This window comes from Candidatus Nanopelagicales bacterium (assembly GCA_041393815.1).
Taxonomy (GTDB): Bacteria; Actinomycetota; Actinomycetes; order S36-B12; family JAWKJK01; genus JAWKJK01.
In genome coordinates, this window is the sequence record JAWKJK010000006.1 from 13,750 (window position 1) to 29,342 (window position 15,593).

At 72.4% G+C, this 15,593-nt stretch carries 16 protein-coding genes; 12 read left to right on the forward strand and 4 right to left on the reverse strand.

Annotation, left to right across the window (positions count from 1 at the left end):
- Nucleotides 1-12: 12 nt before the first annotated feature.
- Nucleotides 13-1,449 (reverse strand): amino acid permease, encoded by a 1,437-nt coding sequence (locus tag R2737_15395; GenBank protein ID MEZ5117645.1) that lies wholly within the window; start codon nucleotides 1,447-1,449, stop codon nucleotides 13-15.
- Between the two features lie 129 nt (nucleotides 1,450-1,578).
- Between R2737_15395 and R2737_15400 the strand changes: the two genes are divergently transcribed.
- Nucleotides 1,579-3,252, forward strand: a complete 1,674-nt coding sequence (locus tag R2737_15400) for a hypothetical protein (GenBank protein ID MEZ5117646.1) — start codon at nucleotides 1,579-1,581, stop codon at nucleotides 3,250-3,252.
- A gap of 94 nt (nucleotides 3,253-3,346) precedes the next feature.
- Here R2737_15400 and R2737_15405 read toward each other — a convergent pair whose 3' ends face one another.
- Together R2737_15405 and trxA are read right to left on the reverse strand one after the other, a co-directional pair.
- Nucleotides 3,347-3,715, reverse strand: a complete 369-nt coding sequence (locus tag R2737_15405; GenBank protein MEZ5117647.1) for a WhiB family transcriptional regulator — start codon at nucleotides 3,713-3,715, stop codon at nucleotides 3,347-3,349.
- A gap of 264 nt (nucleotides 3,716-3,979) precedes the next feature.
- Nucleotides 3,980-4,363, reverse strand: coding sequence for a thioredoxin (gene trxA / locus R2737_15410; protein ID MEZ5117648.1), 384 nt, complete (start codon nucleotides 4,361-4,363; stop codon nucleotides 3,980-3,982).
- 161 nt (nucleotides 4,364-4,524) lie between these two features.
- Between trxA and R2737_15415 the strand changes: the two genes are divergently transcribed.
- From R2737_15415 to R2737_15455, 9 genes are all read left to right on the forward strand, one after another.
- Nucleotides 4,525-4,917 (forward strand): DUF302 domain-containing protein, encoded by a 393-nt coding sequence (locus R2737_15415; protein MEZ5117649.1) that lies wholly within the window; start codon nucleotides 4,525-4,527, stop codon nucleotides 4,915-4,917.
- A gap of 72 nt (nucleotides 4,918-4,989) precedes the next feature.
- Nucleotides 4,990-5,586 (forward strand): YqgE/AlgH family protein, encoded by a 597-nt coding sequence (locus tag R2737_15420; GenBank protein ID MEZ5117650.1) that lies wholly within the window; start codon nucleotides 4,990-4,992, stop codon nucleotides 5,584-5,586.
- A gap of 20 nt (nucleotides 5,587-5,606) precedes the next feature.
- Complete coding sequence (locus R2737_15425) at nucleotides 5,607-5,918, forward strand: DUF3039 domain-containing protein (protein ID MEZ5117651.1); 312 nt, start codon at nucleotides 5,607-5,609, stop codon at nucleotides 5,916-5,918.
- Nucleotides 5,919-5,980: 62 nt separating this feature from the next.
- Nucleotides 5,981-7,321, forward strand: coding sequence for an MFS transporter (locus R2737_15430; GenBank protein ID MEZ5117652.1), 1,341 nt, complete (start codon nucleotides 5,981-5,983; stop codon nucleotides 7,319-7,321).
- A 45-nt stretch (nucleotides 7,322-7,366) separates the two neighbouring features.
- Entirely contained in the window at nucleotides 7,367-8,287 is a 921-nt protein-coding gene (locus R2737_15435) for an ABC transporter substrate-binding protein (GenBank protein MEZ5117653.1), read from the forward strand.
- Nucleotides 8,284-9,162, forward strand: a complete 879-nt coding sequence (locus R2737_15440) for an amino acid ABC transporter permease (protein MEZ5117654.1) — start codon at nucleotides 8,284-8,286, stop codon at nucleotides 9,160-9,162. The genes R2737_15435 and R2737_15440 overlap by 4 nt, the downstream gene beginning before the upstream one ends.
- Nucleotides 9,159-9,911 carry an amino acid ABC transporter ATP-binding protein gene (locus R2737_15445; protein MEZ5117655.1) on the forward strand — a complete coding sequence of 251 codons (753 nt, stop codon included), beginning with the start codon at nucleotides 9,159-9,161 and terminating at the stop codon, nucleotides 9,909-9,911. Before R2737_15440 ends, R2737_15445 begins: the two co-directional genes overlap by 4 nt.
- A gap of 118 nt (nucleotides 9,912-10,029) precedes the next feature.
- Nucleotides 10,030-10,650 (forward strand): HdeD family acid-resistance protein, encoded by a 621-nt coding sequence (locus R2737_15450; protein ID MEZ5117656.1) that lies wholly within the window; start codon nucleotides 10,030-10,032, stop codon nucleotides 10,648-10,650.
- Between the two features lie 45 nt (nucleotides 10,651-10,695).
- Nucleotides 10,696-11,340, forward strand: coding sequence for a helix-turn-helix domain-containing protein (locus R2737_15455; GenBank protein MEZ5117657.1), 645 nt, complete (start codon nucleotides 10,696-10,698; stop codon nucleotides 11,338-11,340).
- A gap of 18 nt (nucleotides 11,341-11,358) precedes the next feature.
- Here the strand turns inward: R2737_15455 and dacB are convergent, their stop codons facing one another.
- On the reverse strand, nucleotides 11,359-12,693 hold the full coding sequence (gene dacB, locus R2737_15460) for a D-alanyl-D-alanine carboxypeptidase/D-alanyl-D-alanine-endopeptidase (GenBank protein ID MEZ5117658.1): 1,335 nt from the start codon (nucleotides 12,691-12,693) through the stop codon (nucleotides 11,359-11,361).
- Between the two features lie 137 nt (nucleotides 12,694-12,830).
- Here dacB and R2737_15465 point away from each other — a divergent pair, with 137 nt between their 5' ends.
- Nucleotides 12,831-14,246 carry a GH1 family beta-glucosidase gene (locus R2737_15465; protein ID MEZ5117659.1) on the forward strand — a complete coding sequence of 472 codons (1,416 nt, stop codon included), beginning with the start codon at nucleotides 12,831-12,833 and terminating at the stop codon, nucleotides 14,244-14,246.
- Nucleotides 14,243-15,538 carry an MFS transporter gene (locus R2737_15470; protein ID MEZ5117660.1) on the forward strand — a complete coding sequence of 432 codons (1,296 nt, stop codon included), beginning with the start codon at nucleotides 14,243-14,245 and terminating at the stop codon, nucleotides 15,536-15,538. The genes R2737_15465 and R2737_15470 overlap by 4 nt, the downstream gene beginning before the upstream one ends.
- Nucleotides 15,539-15,593 lie beyond the last annotated feature (55 nt).

Consider the following 15,593-nt stretch of genomic DNA (forward strand, 5'->3'; position numbering starts at 1 on the left):
GGCGGGCGCGGTCTACGGACGGTATGGCGGGACCGGTTCGGGCGCGGTCATCCGGCTGCGCTGGGCCAGGTAGACGGGGATGCCGATGAGGAACGCGACCCCGGCCATCAGGAACGGGGCGTACTCCACCAGCCAGCTGGAGTCGTCACCGGTGTTCCTGGAGTAGAGGATGAACAGCACCGAGAACGCCAGCGCGAGCGCGGCCACGACCAGGTCGCGGACGAAGCGCGCGGTGTCGAGGGCACGGCCGTCGTGCAGTCTCCACTTCAGCTGGGCGAGCGCGGAGAACGCGTAGGGGATCGCCGCAGTGATGCCGGACATGTAGACCAGCGTGTTGAACACGGTGTAGCCGCTGCTGCCGAGGTACGAGACGACCATGACGACCGAGGCCAGCACGGTGCTGGCCACGATCCCGAACGCCGGGACGCCGCGGGACGACAGGTGCGCGAAGCGGGCCGGGAACAGCCCGTCCTTGGCGGCGGCCAGCGGCATCTCGGCGCAGATCATCGTCCAGCCGTTCAGCGCCCCGAAGCCGGAGATGATCACCGCGATCGCCATCAGGTTGCCCGCCCACGTCCCGCCGCCGACCATGTCGTTGACCGCGGTGGCGTACGGCGCCGTCGACTCTGCCAGGTCGGCACTGCCGACGATCCCGAACACCGCGGTGAGCGACAGCAGGTAGACCGCCGCCGTCGCCAGGGTCCCCAGGACGGTGGCGCGGGGCACGTTGCGGTCGGGGTCGCGGACCTTCGCCGCGGCCACGGACGCGGTCTCGACGCCCAGGTAGCTGAACAGGCACAGCGCCATGGCGCCGCCGATGGCGGACAGGTCGCTGTCGCCGCTGGCGTTGAAGGGGGTGAAGTTGCCGGCCTTCATGAAGAACAGGCCGACCGTGGACATCAGCACCAGCGGCACGAACTTGATGACGGACGTCCACAGCTGGACCGCGCCCATGTTCTTGACGCCGGACAGGTTGATGACCGCGGGGATCCACAGGCCGGCGAGGGCGATGACCACCGACCAGAACGCGTTGGCGCCGGTGTTGACGAACAGCTCGACGTAGAACACCCAGCCCACGACGATCGCGGCGTTGCCCGACCACGCGGTGATCCAGTACAGCCAGGCGTTGGCGAACCCGGTGAGGTTGCCGAACGCCGTGCGGGCGTAGGCGTACGGCCCTCCGTCGGCCGGCATCCGCTTCGACAGCGCCGCGAACATGAGTGCGAGGGCGAGGGCGCCGACGGTGGTCAGCCCCATCGCCACCAGGCTGATGGGGCCGTACGCGGCCAGCGAGCCCGGCAGGTTGAAGATGCCGACCCCGATGATGCTGCCCACGATGAGCGCGGTCGCCTGGGGCAGTCCGAGGCGTCCGGCGGGGGCGGGGGTCGCGGGCTGCGTCGAGGGTGGTGTCGGTGCGGACATGGTGCCTCCCGGGGCGACGCCGCCCATGCTGCTCCTCGGGTGAGCGCGTCGCGCGCCATATGGTGGGCCGCGGTCCGTGATCCGCGACGCAAAACCGCGCGTCGGTGGGTCGGGGACCGCTATAACGGTGCCGTTGCCTACCCCCGGAGGGGACTCATGGCCACCGAGGCACCGAGCGCACCGGCACCTGCCGAGCCCGCGCCGAAGAAGAAGTTCCGCTTCCCGACCGCGTTCACGGTCCTGTTCTTCGTCCTCCTCATCGTCTGGGGACTGACGTTCATCATCAAGCCGGGCAGCTACGCCTACGTCAGCTGCGACGGCGGGAACGCCAAGCCGATCCCCGGCACCTATGAGCAGGTCGAGCTCGACATACCGATCGCCGACCGCATCTACGACCTGCTGCTGTCGCCGGTCAACGGCCTGTACGGCATCCGGGTGCCCCCCGGCGCGCTGGACGAGGCACCGCCGGCGGACCTGGACGCCAAGGCCGCCGCGGCCTGCGGCGAGGGCGTGCCGTACGAGGTCGTCACCCCGCCCGGGTTCACCGGCCCGTACGAGAGCGGTGACCTCGCGGGCGCCGTCCAGGTCTTCTACTTCGTGCTGTGCATCGGTGCGTTCATCACCGTGACGATGAAGACCGGTGCCCTGGACGCCGGCATCGCCCGGATCACGCACCGGTTCCGCACCCGAGGGTTGCTGCTCATCACCATCCTCATGGTGATCTTCTCGATCGGCGGCACCACGTACGGGATGGCGGAGGAGACGCTGGGGTTCTACGCCCTGCTCGTGCCGATCATGGTGGGGTTGGGCTTCGACCGGATGGTCGGCGCCGTGACGATCATGGTCGGTGCGGGCGTCGGGACGCTGGCGTCCACGGTCAACCCGTTCGCCACGGGCGTGGCCTCCGGCGCCGCGGACATCCCGCTCGGTGATGGCATCGGCCTGCGGCTGCTGATGTACATCACCCTCACGATCATCGCGATCCTCTACGTGCTGCGGTACGCCCGGAAGGTCAAGAAGAACCCGGAGAAGTCGCTGGTGCGCAACGACCCGCGCGGTGGCGTGGGCGAAGAGGCGCTGGACGAGATGGACGAGGCCGCGGCGATGGAGGAGCCGCCCGTCATGACCGGCCGGCAGAAGGCCGTGATGTGGGTCTTCGGCCTCACCTTCGTGCTGATGATCTTCTCCGTCATCCCCTGGGGCGACTTCTTCGAGTCCTGGTCGGAGCCGCTGAGCAAGGTCTTCATGCCGTGGTACTTCCCCGAGCTCGCTGCGCTCTTCCTCATCGGCTCGGTCGTGATCGGCCTGATCGGCGGTCTCGGCGAGGAGGGCATGGTCAGCGGGATCATCCAGGGGATGGGCGACTTCATGGGCGCCGCGCTCATCATCGCGATCGCCCGCGGCGTCACCGTGATCATGAACAACTCCGGCATCACCGACACGGTGCTGAACTCGCTCGCGGAGGTGGTGGCGGGCCTGTCGGCCGCGGTGTTCGGGATCATGATGTACGTCGTCAACATCCCGTTGGCCTTCCTGGTGCCGTCGTCGAGCGGGCACGCGACCCTGGCCATGCCGATCATGGCGCCCCTGGCGGACTTCGCCGGGGTGAGCCGCGCGATCGTCGTCACGGCCTACCAGTCGGCGTCGGGCTGGGTGAACCTGTTCACCCCGACCTCGGCGATCGTCATGGGTGGTCTGGCCCTGGCCAAGGTCGGCTACGACCGCTACATCCGGTTCGTCTGGCCGCTGCTGGTCATCCTGTTCGTCGGGATCTGCGCGTTCCTCGCGCTGGGGGTCGCCGTCCCGGCACTCGGGGGACCGGTGAACTAGCCGGTACCCGCGACGCGGACACCGAAACCGCTGCTACCCGCCCCGGAAGGGGCTGGGTGGCAGCGGTTTCGGTGTGTCGTGGGGGCGTACGCGGCTAGGCGCCGAGGGCGGTCGGGGAGACGGCCGCGGCGATCTCCTCGCTGGCCATCCGGGCCCCCTCGCCGCGCCGCCGCGGGTAGACCGACAGCGCGATCCGGACGTAGATCCGCTCGCGGTCCTCCTCGGTCAGGCCGCCCCAGACGCCGTACGGCTCACGGGCGCGCACGGCGTAGTCGGCGCACTCGATCCGCACCGGGCAGGCGGCGCACACGGCCTTGGCCGCGCGGTCGCGGCGCAGCCGGGCCAGCCCGCGCTCGTTCTGCGGGTGGAAGAACAAGGTGGGGTCGGCCTCCCGGCAGGCACCGCGCTCCTGCCACTCCCATGTCGCGTCGCGGGGCACCTGGGCAAGAGGCTGCTGGGGCATCGGGGCCTCCCCTGCCGGAGGATCGACCGGAGTCGGGTGTGTTCATGCCGTGACGACGAAGTTACGCACGGTGAGACGCCGCGACACGTGACCAAGGTCATGACTTGCGCGGCCGTTCGGGTGATCGTGCGAGCACGCACAGTGAGCGAACGGCGGGGTCGATCACGGACCGTTCGGAGGAGACGCGCGAGAGCCGCCGTCGCGGGGGGTGACGGCGGCTCTCGCAGGGGTGGTGCGGCGGTGCTGCGGGGGGCTGGTCCCGGGTCAGGCGTCGGAGCTCTCGGCGGCGGCCTGCTCGGACGCGATCGAGGAGCGGACCTCCTCCATGTCCACGTCGCGGACGGCCTGGATCAGCTGGGTGAGCGCGTGCTCGGGCAGCGCGCCGGCCTGCGAGTACAGCACCACGCCCTCGCGGATCGCCATCAGCGTGGGGATCGAGCTGATGCCGAAGGCGCCGGCCAGGCCGGGCTCGGCCTCGGTGTCGACCTTGGCGAAGACGATGTCGCCGTTGCTCTCGCTGGCCTTCTCGTACACGGGGCCGAACATCCGGCACGGGCCGCACCACTCGGCCCAGAAGTCGATCAGGACGATGTCGTTGCCCTTGACGGTGTCGGCGAAGGTCGCCTCGCTCAGCGCGACGGTGCTCACGGGGGGTCCTCTCGGTCTGCGGTCCCGGGGTACCCCCCGGGGGTGTCTGCTCTGGTGGGTAACGCCGGTGCCACCGGATCTGTTCCCCACGACCATATACCCCCTAGGGTATAGTTCGAAACCCCCGACCGAGCGACACCGACCCAGACCCAGGAGTCCCCGTGACCGACGCCCCCGCCCTCACCGTGCGCGTGGACCGCCCGTTCGACCAGGTCGTGGCGGACGTGCGCGCCGCGCTCGCGACCCAGGGCTTCGGCGTGCTCACCGAGATCGACGTGCAGGCCACCCTCAAGGCCAAGATCGACGTGGACATGCCCGCCTACCTGATCCTCGGGGCCTGCAACCCCCCGCTGGCGCACCGCGCCCTGACCGCGGACCCCCACGTCGGGACCCTGCTTCCGTGCAACGTCGTGGTCCGGGTGGACGGCGACGCCGTGGTCGTCGACGCGGTGGACCCGGGGGAGATGCTGCGGGCGACCGGCAAGCCGGACCTCGCGCCGGTGGCGAACGAGGCCACCGCGAAGCTGACCACCGCGCTGGCGAGCCTGGCCTGAGCGGGCCGACCGTGATCGGGCCGGTCGCCCGCCTCGGGTGACGGAACGCCGGGCGCTTGCCACGATGGGGCCGTGACCGAGATACCGCCGTACGACGCCGCCACCGCGCCGCCCCCCGCGCCCGGCCGGCTGCTGGTGGCGGCCCCGGGGCTGACCGACCCCAACTTCGCGCGCACCGTGGTGCTGCTGCTCGAGCACGACGAGTCGGGCACGCTCGGGGTGGTGCTCAACCGGCCCACGCCGGTGGATGTCGACGAGGTGCTGCCCACCTGGCGCCCGCTGCTGACCGGCGAGCCGTACGTGTTCCAGGGCGGTCCGGTGGCCCTCGACAGCGCCCTCGGCCTGGCGTCGGTGGTGACCGTCGACGACGCCCACGAGCCGCAGGGGTTCCGCCGGGTGGTGGGGCCGGTCGGCCTGGTGGACCTCGACGGGGTACCCGAGCAGCTGGCACCCGAGCTGGCCGGGATGCGGATCTTCGTCGGCTACGCCGGCTGGTCCCCGGGTCAGCTGGACGGGGAGCTGGCGGAGGGCGCCTGGTACGTCGTGGAGGGGCTGCCCTCGGACGCGTTCACCGGCGAGCCGGGCGGCCTGTGGCGGGAGGTCCTGCGCCGGCAGCAGGCGCCGCTGGCGTTCGTGGCGACGATGCCCGAGGACCCCACCCTCAACTGAGCGGCCCGTACACTCCCGGCATGACGGCCCCCCTGGACCCGGCCCCCCTGGACAGCCCGGAGCTGTCCGGCGACACCCTCGTCGAGGAGCGCACCGACGCCGCGTACGAGGACGGCGACCACGAGCGCTTCGCGCACTACGTGCGCAAGGAGAAGGTCGTCGAGAGCGCCGTCACCGGGACCCCGGTGATCGCGCTGTGCGGCAAGGTCTGGGTCCCCGGTCGCGACCCGTCCAAGTTCCCGGTCTGCCCGGAGTGCCAGCGGATCTACAACGGCCTGCCACCCGGTCGCGGTGACCGCGGCGGGTCCGGCGGCCCCGGCGGCGACTCCTGACCCCACCGGGCACCGACCGGGCCGCGCCCGGTCCGGGACTGCTGGACGCCACCCATCGCGGGGTGACCGTCGGCGTCCTGTCGGTCGTCACGCTGGTCGCGTTCGAGGCGATCGCGGTCGCCACCGCGATGCCGGTGGTGGCGCGGGACCTCGGCGGGATCGCGTCCTACACCTGGGCGTTCGGGGCGTTCGTCGTCGCGTCCCTGCTCGGCATGGTGGTGGCCGGCACCTGGTGCGACCGCGACGGCCCGCGGCGCTCGCTGGAACTCGGCATCGTGCTGTTCGCCGGCGGCGCGGCCGCGTCCGGGCTGGCGCCCTCGATGACCGCCCTGGTGCTGGGTCGCGGCGTCCAGGGCCTCGGTGGCGGCGCCACGATCGTCGCGCTGTACGTGCTCATCGCCCGCGCCTACGACGACGCGCTGCGGCCGCGCGCGTTCAGTGCGCTGGCCGCGGCCTGGGTGCTGCCGGCGGTCGTGGGCCCGCTGGTCGCGGGGTGGCTGGCCGACCACGTCTCCTGGCGCGCGGTCTTCCTGCTCGTCCCCGTCCTGGTGGCCCCGCCGGCCGCGGTGCTGTGGCCGCGACTGCGTCGGTACGACGGCGGCGACCCGGCGGCCGTGCGGCCGGGCCGCACCCGGGCCGGCCTGCTCGCCGCACTGGGCCTGCTGCTGGTGCAGGACGGTGCCCTGCGGGCCGGGCCCCTCGGCGTCGCGGAGGCGGTGGCGGGGGTGGCGCTGCTGGTGCCCGCGCTGCGCCCGCTGCTGCCGGCCGGGTCGCTGCGGCTGGCCCGCGGCCTGCCCACCACGGTCGTGATGCGGGGCGTGCTCGCCGCCGGGTTCTTCGCGGCGGAGACCTTCGTGCCGCTGGGGCTGTCCGAGGTGCGCGGGGTGTCCACCACGGCCGCCGGCTTCACGCTGACGGCGGCGACCGTGGGCTGGGCGCTGGGGTCCTACCTGCAGGGCCGACTCCCGGGGGACCAGGACCGGGCCCGCACGGTCCGGCTGGGCAGCCTGCTCGTCGCCCTGGGTGTGGCGACCCTGCCCGTGGTCGTCCTGGTGCCCGTCCCGCCCTGGATCGCCGGGGTGTCCTGGTTCGTCGGGGCGATCGGGATGGGGCTCTCGCTGCCCTCCATCTCCGTGCAGACGCTGCGGCTGTCACCGGTTGCTGACCAGGGGGTCAACTCCGCGGCCCTGCAGCTGTCCGACTCGGTCCTGGTCGCGGTGGCCATTGCCGGTGCCGGTGCCGTGTACGCGGCCGCCGTCGACTCCGGCGGCGCCGAGCCCGGGACGTACGCCCTGGTGTGGCTGCTCTGCGCCGGGGTCCTCCTCGCGGCGGCGGGCCTGGCCGGCCGGATGCGGCCGGTCGCTGGCACCCCCGGCGATGCGGGCGGAGCCCCGGCGACCTGAGAGGATGTCGCCCCGTCGTGCCCGTCGGAACCGGAGGAACCACCCATGAACCGTCGCCCGCTCACCCTCGCCGCCGCCGTGCTGGCCGGCGGGCTGGTGCTCAGCGGCTGCGCCCAGGAGAGCAGCACGTCCTCGTCGAGCTCGGCCGCCCCGGAGTCGTCGTCCGCGGCGCCGGAGAGCAGCAGCCCGGCGGAGAGCCCCTCGTCCGACGCCTGCGCCAAGGAGAACCTGGTCACCGTCACCCCGGGGACCCTCACCATCGGCACCGACAAGCCGGCCTACCCGCCGTACTTCGTCGACGACGACCCGTCCAACGGCAAGGGTTTCGAGTCCGCGGTGGCGTACGCCGTCGCCGAGGGCCTGGGCTACACCACCGACGAGGTCACCTGGACGGTCGTGCCGTTCAACACCTCGTACGCACCGGGGGACAAGAACTTCGACTTCGACATCAACCAGATCTCGATCACGCCGGAGCGGCAGAAGGCCGTCGACTTCTCCGACGGCTACTACACGGTGAACCAGGCGGTCGTCGCGCTGAAGGACTCCCCGATCGCCGACGCGACGACGCTGGAGCAGCTGAAGACCGCCAAGCTCGGCGCGCAGGTGGGCACCACGAGCCTGACCTACATCGACGAGTACGTGCAGCCGGAGGCGAAGCCGTTCGTCTACAACGACACCAACGATGCCAAGAGCGCGCTGGAGAACGGCCAGATCGACGGCATCGTCGTCGACCTGCCGACGGCGTACTACATCACCGCCGCCGAGATCGACAACAGCAAGATCGTGGGCCAGTTCCCCGCGCAGGAGGGCCCCGACGCCGAGCAGTTCGGCCTGCTGTTCGCCAAGGGCAACCCGCTGGTCGAGTGCGTCAACCAGGTGCTCGCCGAGCTGAAGTCCACCGGCGACCTGGAGGAGATCCAGAACGTGTGGCTCGCGGGTGACGAGGCGCCCTACTTCCAGCAGTGACCCCGGTACGCCCCGCCGCGCCGGGCGACGTGACGGCCACGCCGTACGTCGACCCGGCGCGCTGGGCGTTCCAGCGCCGCACGGCGCGTCGCGACGCGCTGGTCGGGATGGCCAGTCTCGTCATCGTCGTCGTCGTCATCTCGTACCTGGTCTCGCGCACCCCCGGCTGGCCGGTCGTCCAGGACACGTTCTTCAACCGCGAGCAGTTCACCGAGTCGTTCCCCGGGCTGATCGAGGCGTTCTGGCTCAACGTCCGCATCTTCCTGGTGGCCGAGCCCCTGATCCTGCTGTTCGGCCTGCTCATCGCCCTCGGCCGCGGCCTGCGCGCGCCGGTGCTGCTGCCGGTCCGGGTGGCGGCCACCGTCTACACCGACATCTTCCGCGGCGTCCCCACGATCCTGGTGATCTTCCTGCTCGGCTTCGGCATGCCTGCGCTGCGGCTGCAGGGAGTGCCCACGGACCCGGTGTTCTGGGGCACCGTGGCGCTGGTGCTGTCGTACTCGGCGTACGTCGCCGAGGTGTTCCGCGCCGGTATCGAGTCGGTGCACCCCAGCCAGCGCGCCGCGGCCCGATCGCTGGGCCTGACCTCGGGCCAGACCAACCGGCACGTGGTGCTGCCGCAGGCCGTCCGGCGCGTGATCCCGCCGCTGCTCAACGACTTCATCAGCCTGCAGAAGGACACCGCCCTGGTGGCCGTGCTCGGGCCGATCGAGGTCCTGCGGCAGGCGCAGATCGACGCCTCCTACACGTTCAACTACACGCCGTACGTCGCCGCCGCCCTCATCTTCATCGCGCTGACGATCCCGATGACCCGCTTCGCGGACTGGCTGCAGGCGCGCGCCGCGCGCCGCCGGATGGCCGGAGGCGCTGCATGACCGCGGCCGGGGGGACGCCGCTGCTCTCGGTCGAGGGCGTGCACAAGGCCTTCGGCGACAACCCCGTGCTGCGCGGCATCGACGTGGACGTGGCGCGGCACGAGGTCGTCGTGCTCATCGGGGCGTCGGGTTCGGGCAAGTCCACCCTGCTGCGGTGCGTCAACGGCCTGGAGCAGGTGGACGCCGGTCGGATCGTCCTGGACGGCGACCTCGACGTCACCGCGTTCCGCACCGACCTCGACGCCGTCCGGCGGCGGGTGGGCATCGTGTTCCAGTCGTTCAACCTGTTCCCGCACATGAACGTGCTGCGCAACGTCACACTCGCGCCCCGCAAGGTGCTCGGCCGCAACCGGTCCGAGGCGGAGGCGGCCGCCCGGACGCTGCTGGCCCGGTTCGGGCTGGCGGACAAGGCCGAGGACTTCCCCGACCGGCTGTCCGGCGGCCAGCAGCAACGGGTCGCGATCGTCCGGGCGCTGGCGATGGAGCCGGAGCTGATGCTCTTCGACGAGGTGACGTCGGCGCTGGACCCGCTGCTGGTGGGCGAGGTGCTCGACTCCATCCGCGAGCTCAAGGAGGGCGGCCTCACCATCCTGATGGCGACCCACGAGATGGGGTTCGCCCGGGAGGTCGCCGACCGGGTGTGCTTCCTCGACGCCGGTCGGGTGCTCGAGCAGGGGCCGCCGGCGCAGGTCCTCGGCGACCCCCGCGAGGAGCGCACCCGGCAGTTCCTGGCCCGCGTCCTGGCGTGACGGCGTGACGCAGGGCACGGGCGGCCGCGCGCCTGCGGGGTGACGGCCGCGGGCGGGCCTACCCTGCTGAGGTGCGCACCCCTGGTGCGCCGGCCTCGCAGACGACGAAGGAGACCCGATGACCACCATCGACCCCGGCACCGGCATGCCCATGGGGCCCGGCGGCGACATGGACGCGGAGACCCGCTCCTTCATCAAGGCCGTCGGCGAGTCGTGGTGGGTGCTGCTCTTCCTCGGGCTGATCACGCTGGCGCTCGGCGTCGTCGTCGTGGCCTGGCCCAAGCAGACGATCCTCGTGGTCGCGGTGCTGTTCGCCATCTACCTGCTGGTGAGTGGCATCTTCCAGCTGGTGCGCGGCTTCGCGTCCGGCCTGCCGACGTCGGCGCGGGTGCTGCTGTGGATCGGCGGCGTGCTGTCCCTGGTGCTGGGCATCTTCGCGATCACCAGCGTCGGTGACGCGGTCTGGCTGCTGGCGCTGTTCATCGGCCTGTCGTTCATCTTCCGCGGCATGCTCTACCTGGTGCTCGGGTTCCAGGACAAGGGCGCAGACGGCCGCGGCTGGCAGATCTTCACCGGCATCGTGATGGTGATCGGCGGCGGCGTGATCGTGTTCTGGCCGGGCATCACGCTGCTGACGCTGGCGTTCGTGATGGGCTTCTGGCTGATCTTCACGGGCTTGATGGAGATCATCGGCGCCTTCGTCGTGCGGTCCCGCGCCAAGAAGGCGCTGGCCGCCTGAGCGCACGTCCTCGGCCGTCGGCACCGGGGCGTCGGGGGTGACGTGATGGCGGCGGAGACCTCACAGACCTTGGACCGGGGCCTGCGGGTCCTGTCCCTGCTGGCCGAGCAGCCCGAGGGCATGACGGTCACCGAGCTGGCCGCGGCCCTCGGGGTCAGCCGCACCGTCGTCTACCGGCTGGTCGTGACCCTGGAGCAGCACGGGCTGCTGCGTCGCGGGGCGGACGGTCGGTGCCGGCTCGGGCTCGCGGTGCTCGGGCTGTCCCGGCACGTCCAGCCGCTGCTGCGCGACGCCGCCCTGCCGGCGCTGCGGCGGCTGTCCGACGGTCTCGGCGCCACCTCCTACCTGCTCGTCCTCGACGGAACGGAGGGGCTCACGGTGGCCGTCGTCGAGCCCACCCGCGTGGACGTGCACGTGGCGTCGCGGGTCGGTGCGCGCGTCCCGCTGGACCGCGGCGCCGGCGGGCGGGCACTGCAGGTCGCCCGAGCGGGTCGGGTCGCAGCGGACCCCGGCTGGGTGGCCGTCGCGGGGGACCCCCTGCCCGGCGCTCTCGGCGTGGCGGCGGCACTGCCCGGGGTGCCCGGGGTGGATGCCTGCGTCGGCGTCGTCGTGGTGGGCGACCCGGACCCGGCCGAAGTGGGGCCGCGGGTGCTGCGCGCAGCGGCGGACATCGCCCGCGCGCTGCGATGACCAGGGCGCCTGCGCCGGCTACCAGCAGCCGGTGACCGTCGCGGCCAGGCCGTCCACCGCGCGCCGGGTCGTGAGCTTCGCCACCGACGACGGCTGCCGGTTGACCAGCACCGCGAACACCTTCGGCCGGCCGTCCGCACCCTGCGCCACCCCGGCCAGGGAGATCACCCCGGTGAGGGTGCCGGTCTTGGCCATCACCCTGCCCGCCGCGCACCGCGACGGCGCGGTGTTGTAGCGGCCCAACCGGGTCGTCAGGGTGCCGTCGACCCCGGCCACCGGCAGCCCGCCGTCGGCGTAGATCGGGTCGAGCTCGGGGTGCTCGCCCGTCACCGACAGCCGCAGCACCTCGGTGAGCGCGTACGGGGTCAGCCGGGCGCGCCGGGAGGCACCGCTGCCGTCGACCAGGACCAGCCCGTCGGTGGCGATCCCGAGGGACTCCAGCACGGTGACCGCGGCCCGGGAGGCGCCGGCCCAGGTGGCCGGCTGCCCGGTGGCCAGCGCGACCTGCCGGAAGAGGATCTCGGCCACGTCGTTGTCGGACATCTTGAGCATCCAGCGGATGTCGACCTTGAGCTGCTGGCTGCGGACCGACGCCAGCGCGGTCGCACCCGGGTCCGCGGCCGCCCGGCCGCGGTAGGTGGCCTTGAGTCCGGCCCGGTTCAGCCGGGCGACGAAGTAGCGGGCGGCGTCGTCGGCGTTGTCCCACGTGTGCCGGCCGTCGCGGTTGAGGGACCGTACGGGCGACACGACGCCCGGCTGGTAGGTGCTGCCCCACCCCGGGGCGGCGGACGGCGCCGGGAACAGGGTGTCGTCCAGGGTCACCCGCACGGCTCCGGTGGCTGCCGTCGCGCGCCAGGCCCGGGCGGTACGGGTGGCCAGCCGGCGCAGGTCCGCCGACGACAGGCGGGGGTCACCGCCCCCCACCAGGACGAGGTTCTGCGGACCGGAGCCGACGACGGTGCGGGTGACGAAACGGGCGTTCGGACCGAGCGTCATGAGTGCGGTGGTCGCCGTGACGATCTTCATGGTCGAGGCCGGCATCAGCGGCTGGGTGGAGCGCGAGCCGTAGATCGCCCGCCCGGTCCCGGCATCCGCCACGTGCAGGCCGACCAGGGACCCCAGCGCCCGGTTGCGCAGCCGGCTGGGCAGCAGCCGCGCGACCCGGGCCTCGGCGGCGGCCGAGGAGACCGCCGCGGGGGCGAGGGCTGCGACCGGGTTCGTCGCGGGTGCCGTGCGCGCGGGGGCCGCCGACGCCGTCGGGGCCACGAGCAGGGACACGGTCACGGCGGCGATCGCCAGCGGGACCGCGGCCCTCGTGACGGGGCGACGCAGCGGGGTGGGGGTGGGCGGCACGTCCGCCATGGTGCGTGACGACCCCCGCCGGAGTCACCTTCGGCTCGCCGGGCGTCCGCACTCCGGACGCCAGAAGGCCGGCGTGACCCCGTCCGGATCGATGGCGTCCGGTGCCGCGTGGTGCTGGGATGAGCCCCGTGACCGAGAACCCCAGCCCGCCCGTCCTCACCCCGTCCGACGCGCCGTTCCCGGCGTTCCCGACCGGCTTCGCCTGGGGGACGGCCACGGCGTCGTACCAGATCGAGGGGGGCTGGGACGCCGACGGCAAGGGGATGTCCACCTGGGACGCCTTCGTCCGCGAGCCGGGCAAGGTCCTGACCGGCGAGACCGGCGACGTGGCCTGCGACCACTACCACCGCTGGGAGTCCGACCTGGACCTGATGCACGACCTGGGGGTCAACGCCTACCGGCTCTCGGTCGGCTGGCCCCGGATCGTGCCCGCGGGCGCCGGTGCGGTGGAGCCGCGGGGCCTGGACTTCTACGACCGTCTCGTCGACGGCCTGGTCGCGCGCGGCATCGCGCCGTACCTCACGCTCTTCCACTGGGACCTGCCGCAGGCGCTGGAGGCGCAGGGCGGCTGGCTGGACCGGGACACCTCGCTGCGCTTCGCCGAGTACGCCGCCCTGATGGCGGCCAAGCTCGGCGACCGGGTGGCCGGGTGGATCACGCTCAACGAGCCGTTCGTGCTCACGTCGTTCGGCTACTCCTTCGGCGTCCATGCCCCCGGCCGGGTGCTCGGCCTGGCGGTCTGGCCGGTCGTCCACCACCTGCTGCTCGGGCACGGCCTCGCGGTGCAGGCGCTGCGGGCCGAGGGGATCACCGCTCCGATCGGCATCACCAACAACCTGGCCCCGATCTGGCCGCAGGACCCCGACAGCGAGGGCGACCGGGCCGCCGCGGCCCGGATGGACGCGTACTACAACCGGCAGTTCATGGACCCGGTCCTGCTGGGCACCCAGCCGGTCGACCCGGCCGAGGTCTACCCGGGCTCGGACCTATCGGTCGTGCACGAGGGGGATGCCGAGACGATCGCCACGCCGGTCGACTTCGTCGGCGTCAACTACTACAACCCGCAGATGGTGCGGGCGGCCGGCCCGGACAACCCGATGGGGTTCGAGCTGGTGGAGATCGAGGGCTACCCGCGCTCTGGCTTCAACTGGCCGGTCGTCCCTGAGGCGCTGACCGAGCTGCTCGTCGGCCTGCGTGATCGGTACGGCGACGCGCTGCCCCCGCTGCTGGTCACCGAGAACGGGACCTCGATCCCGGACGAGGTCGACTCGGAGGGCCGCGTCCGCGACGGGTTCCGGATCGCCTACCTCGACCGGCACATCCGCGCGGTGGCAGCCGCCATCGACGCCGGCGTCGACGTGCGCGGCTACTTCTGCTGGTCCTTCATCGACAACTTCGAGTGGGCCGAGGGGACCTCCCAGCGCTTCGGGCTGGTGCACAACGACTTCCTCACCCAGCGGCGCACGCCGAAGGACTCGTTCTCGTGGTACCGCCAGGTCGTCACCGGTGCCGCGGCCGGCTCGGTGCCGCGGGTGGCGTCGTGAGCACGCCGATGCCGCCGGCCGAACCGGCGCCGCCGGTCCCCACGGTCGCGCTGCAGGAGCCGACCCGCCGCGTCAACGGGCTGTTCCTGGGGACCCTGGCGCTGGCCAACCTCGGGATCATGCTGGCGTTCTACACGCCCATCCAGAACCTGCTGCCCCGCATGTCGGAGGAGATCTCCGGGGCGGACGGCAAGGAGTTCGCCCTCGCGGTCGTCACCGGCGTCGGCGTGCTGGGCTCGGTCGTCGGCAACCCGCTGGCCGGTGCCCTGTCGGACCGGACGACCTCCCGCTTCGGCCGACGGCGGCCCTGGCTGCTCGGCGGCGCGATCGTCGGGGCGATCGCCGTGTCGCTGCTGACCCTGCAGTCCACCGTGCTCGGGCTGGCGATCACCTGGCTGTTCGCGCAGGTGTCGGTCAACTCCGCGTACGCGGCCCTCACCGCCACCATCCCGGACCAGGTCCCGGTGAACCAGCGCGGTGTCGCCTCCGGCTGGGTCGGGCTGGCGCAGACCCTCGGCATCGTGCTGGGCGTGGCCCTGGTGTCGTTCGTCGTCACCGGGCTGGCGGCCGGGCATTACCTGACCTCGGCGCTGCTGCTGCTGCTCGTGCTGCCGTTCCTCGCGGTGCTGAAGGACCCCGTGCTGCCCCGGGAGGACCGCGAGCCGTTCCACCTGGGCAGGTTCGTCAAGGGCTTCTGGGTCTCCCCGCGGCTGTACCCCGACTTCGCCTGGGCGTGGGGGGCGCGGTTCCTGGTCCAGCTCGGCAGCGCGATCGCGACGCTGTACCTGCTGTTCTTCCTCAAGGACCGCATCGGCCTGGACGACACCGCGGCCCAGCAGAACCAGACGATCCTCATCGGCCTGTACGCCTTCGGGACCATGGCCACGGCCGTGGTCGGCGGGTACTTCTCCGACCGCAGCGGGCGGCGCAAGATCTTCGTCATCGAGGCCACCGTGGTCATGGCCGTCGCCGCGGTGATCCTGGCCTTCACCACCACGATCGGTCCGGCGTTCGTCGCCGCGCTCATCCTCGGGCTGGGCTACGGCTGGTACCTCGCCGTCGACCAGGCGCTGATCACCCAGGTGCTGCCGGCCGCCCGCGACCGCGCCCGCGACCTGGGGGTCATCAACATCGCCAACTCCGCGCCGCAGGTGCTGGCCCCGGTCATCGCGCTGGCCGCGCTGACGGTCTTCGGCCGGGACGACTTCGGCTACCCCGCGCTGTACATCGTGACCGCGATCGTGACCCTGCTCGGTGCGGTCGCGATCGTGCCGATCAAGTCCGTCCCCTGACCCGACCCGGGGTTGTCCCGGGGGGAGGGCTCCGGTAACCGGACGAATCGCCCGG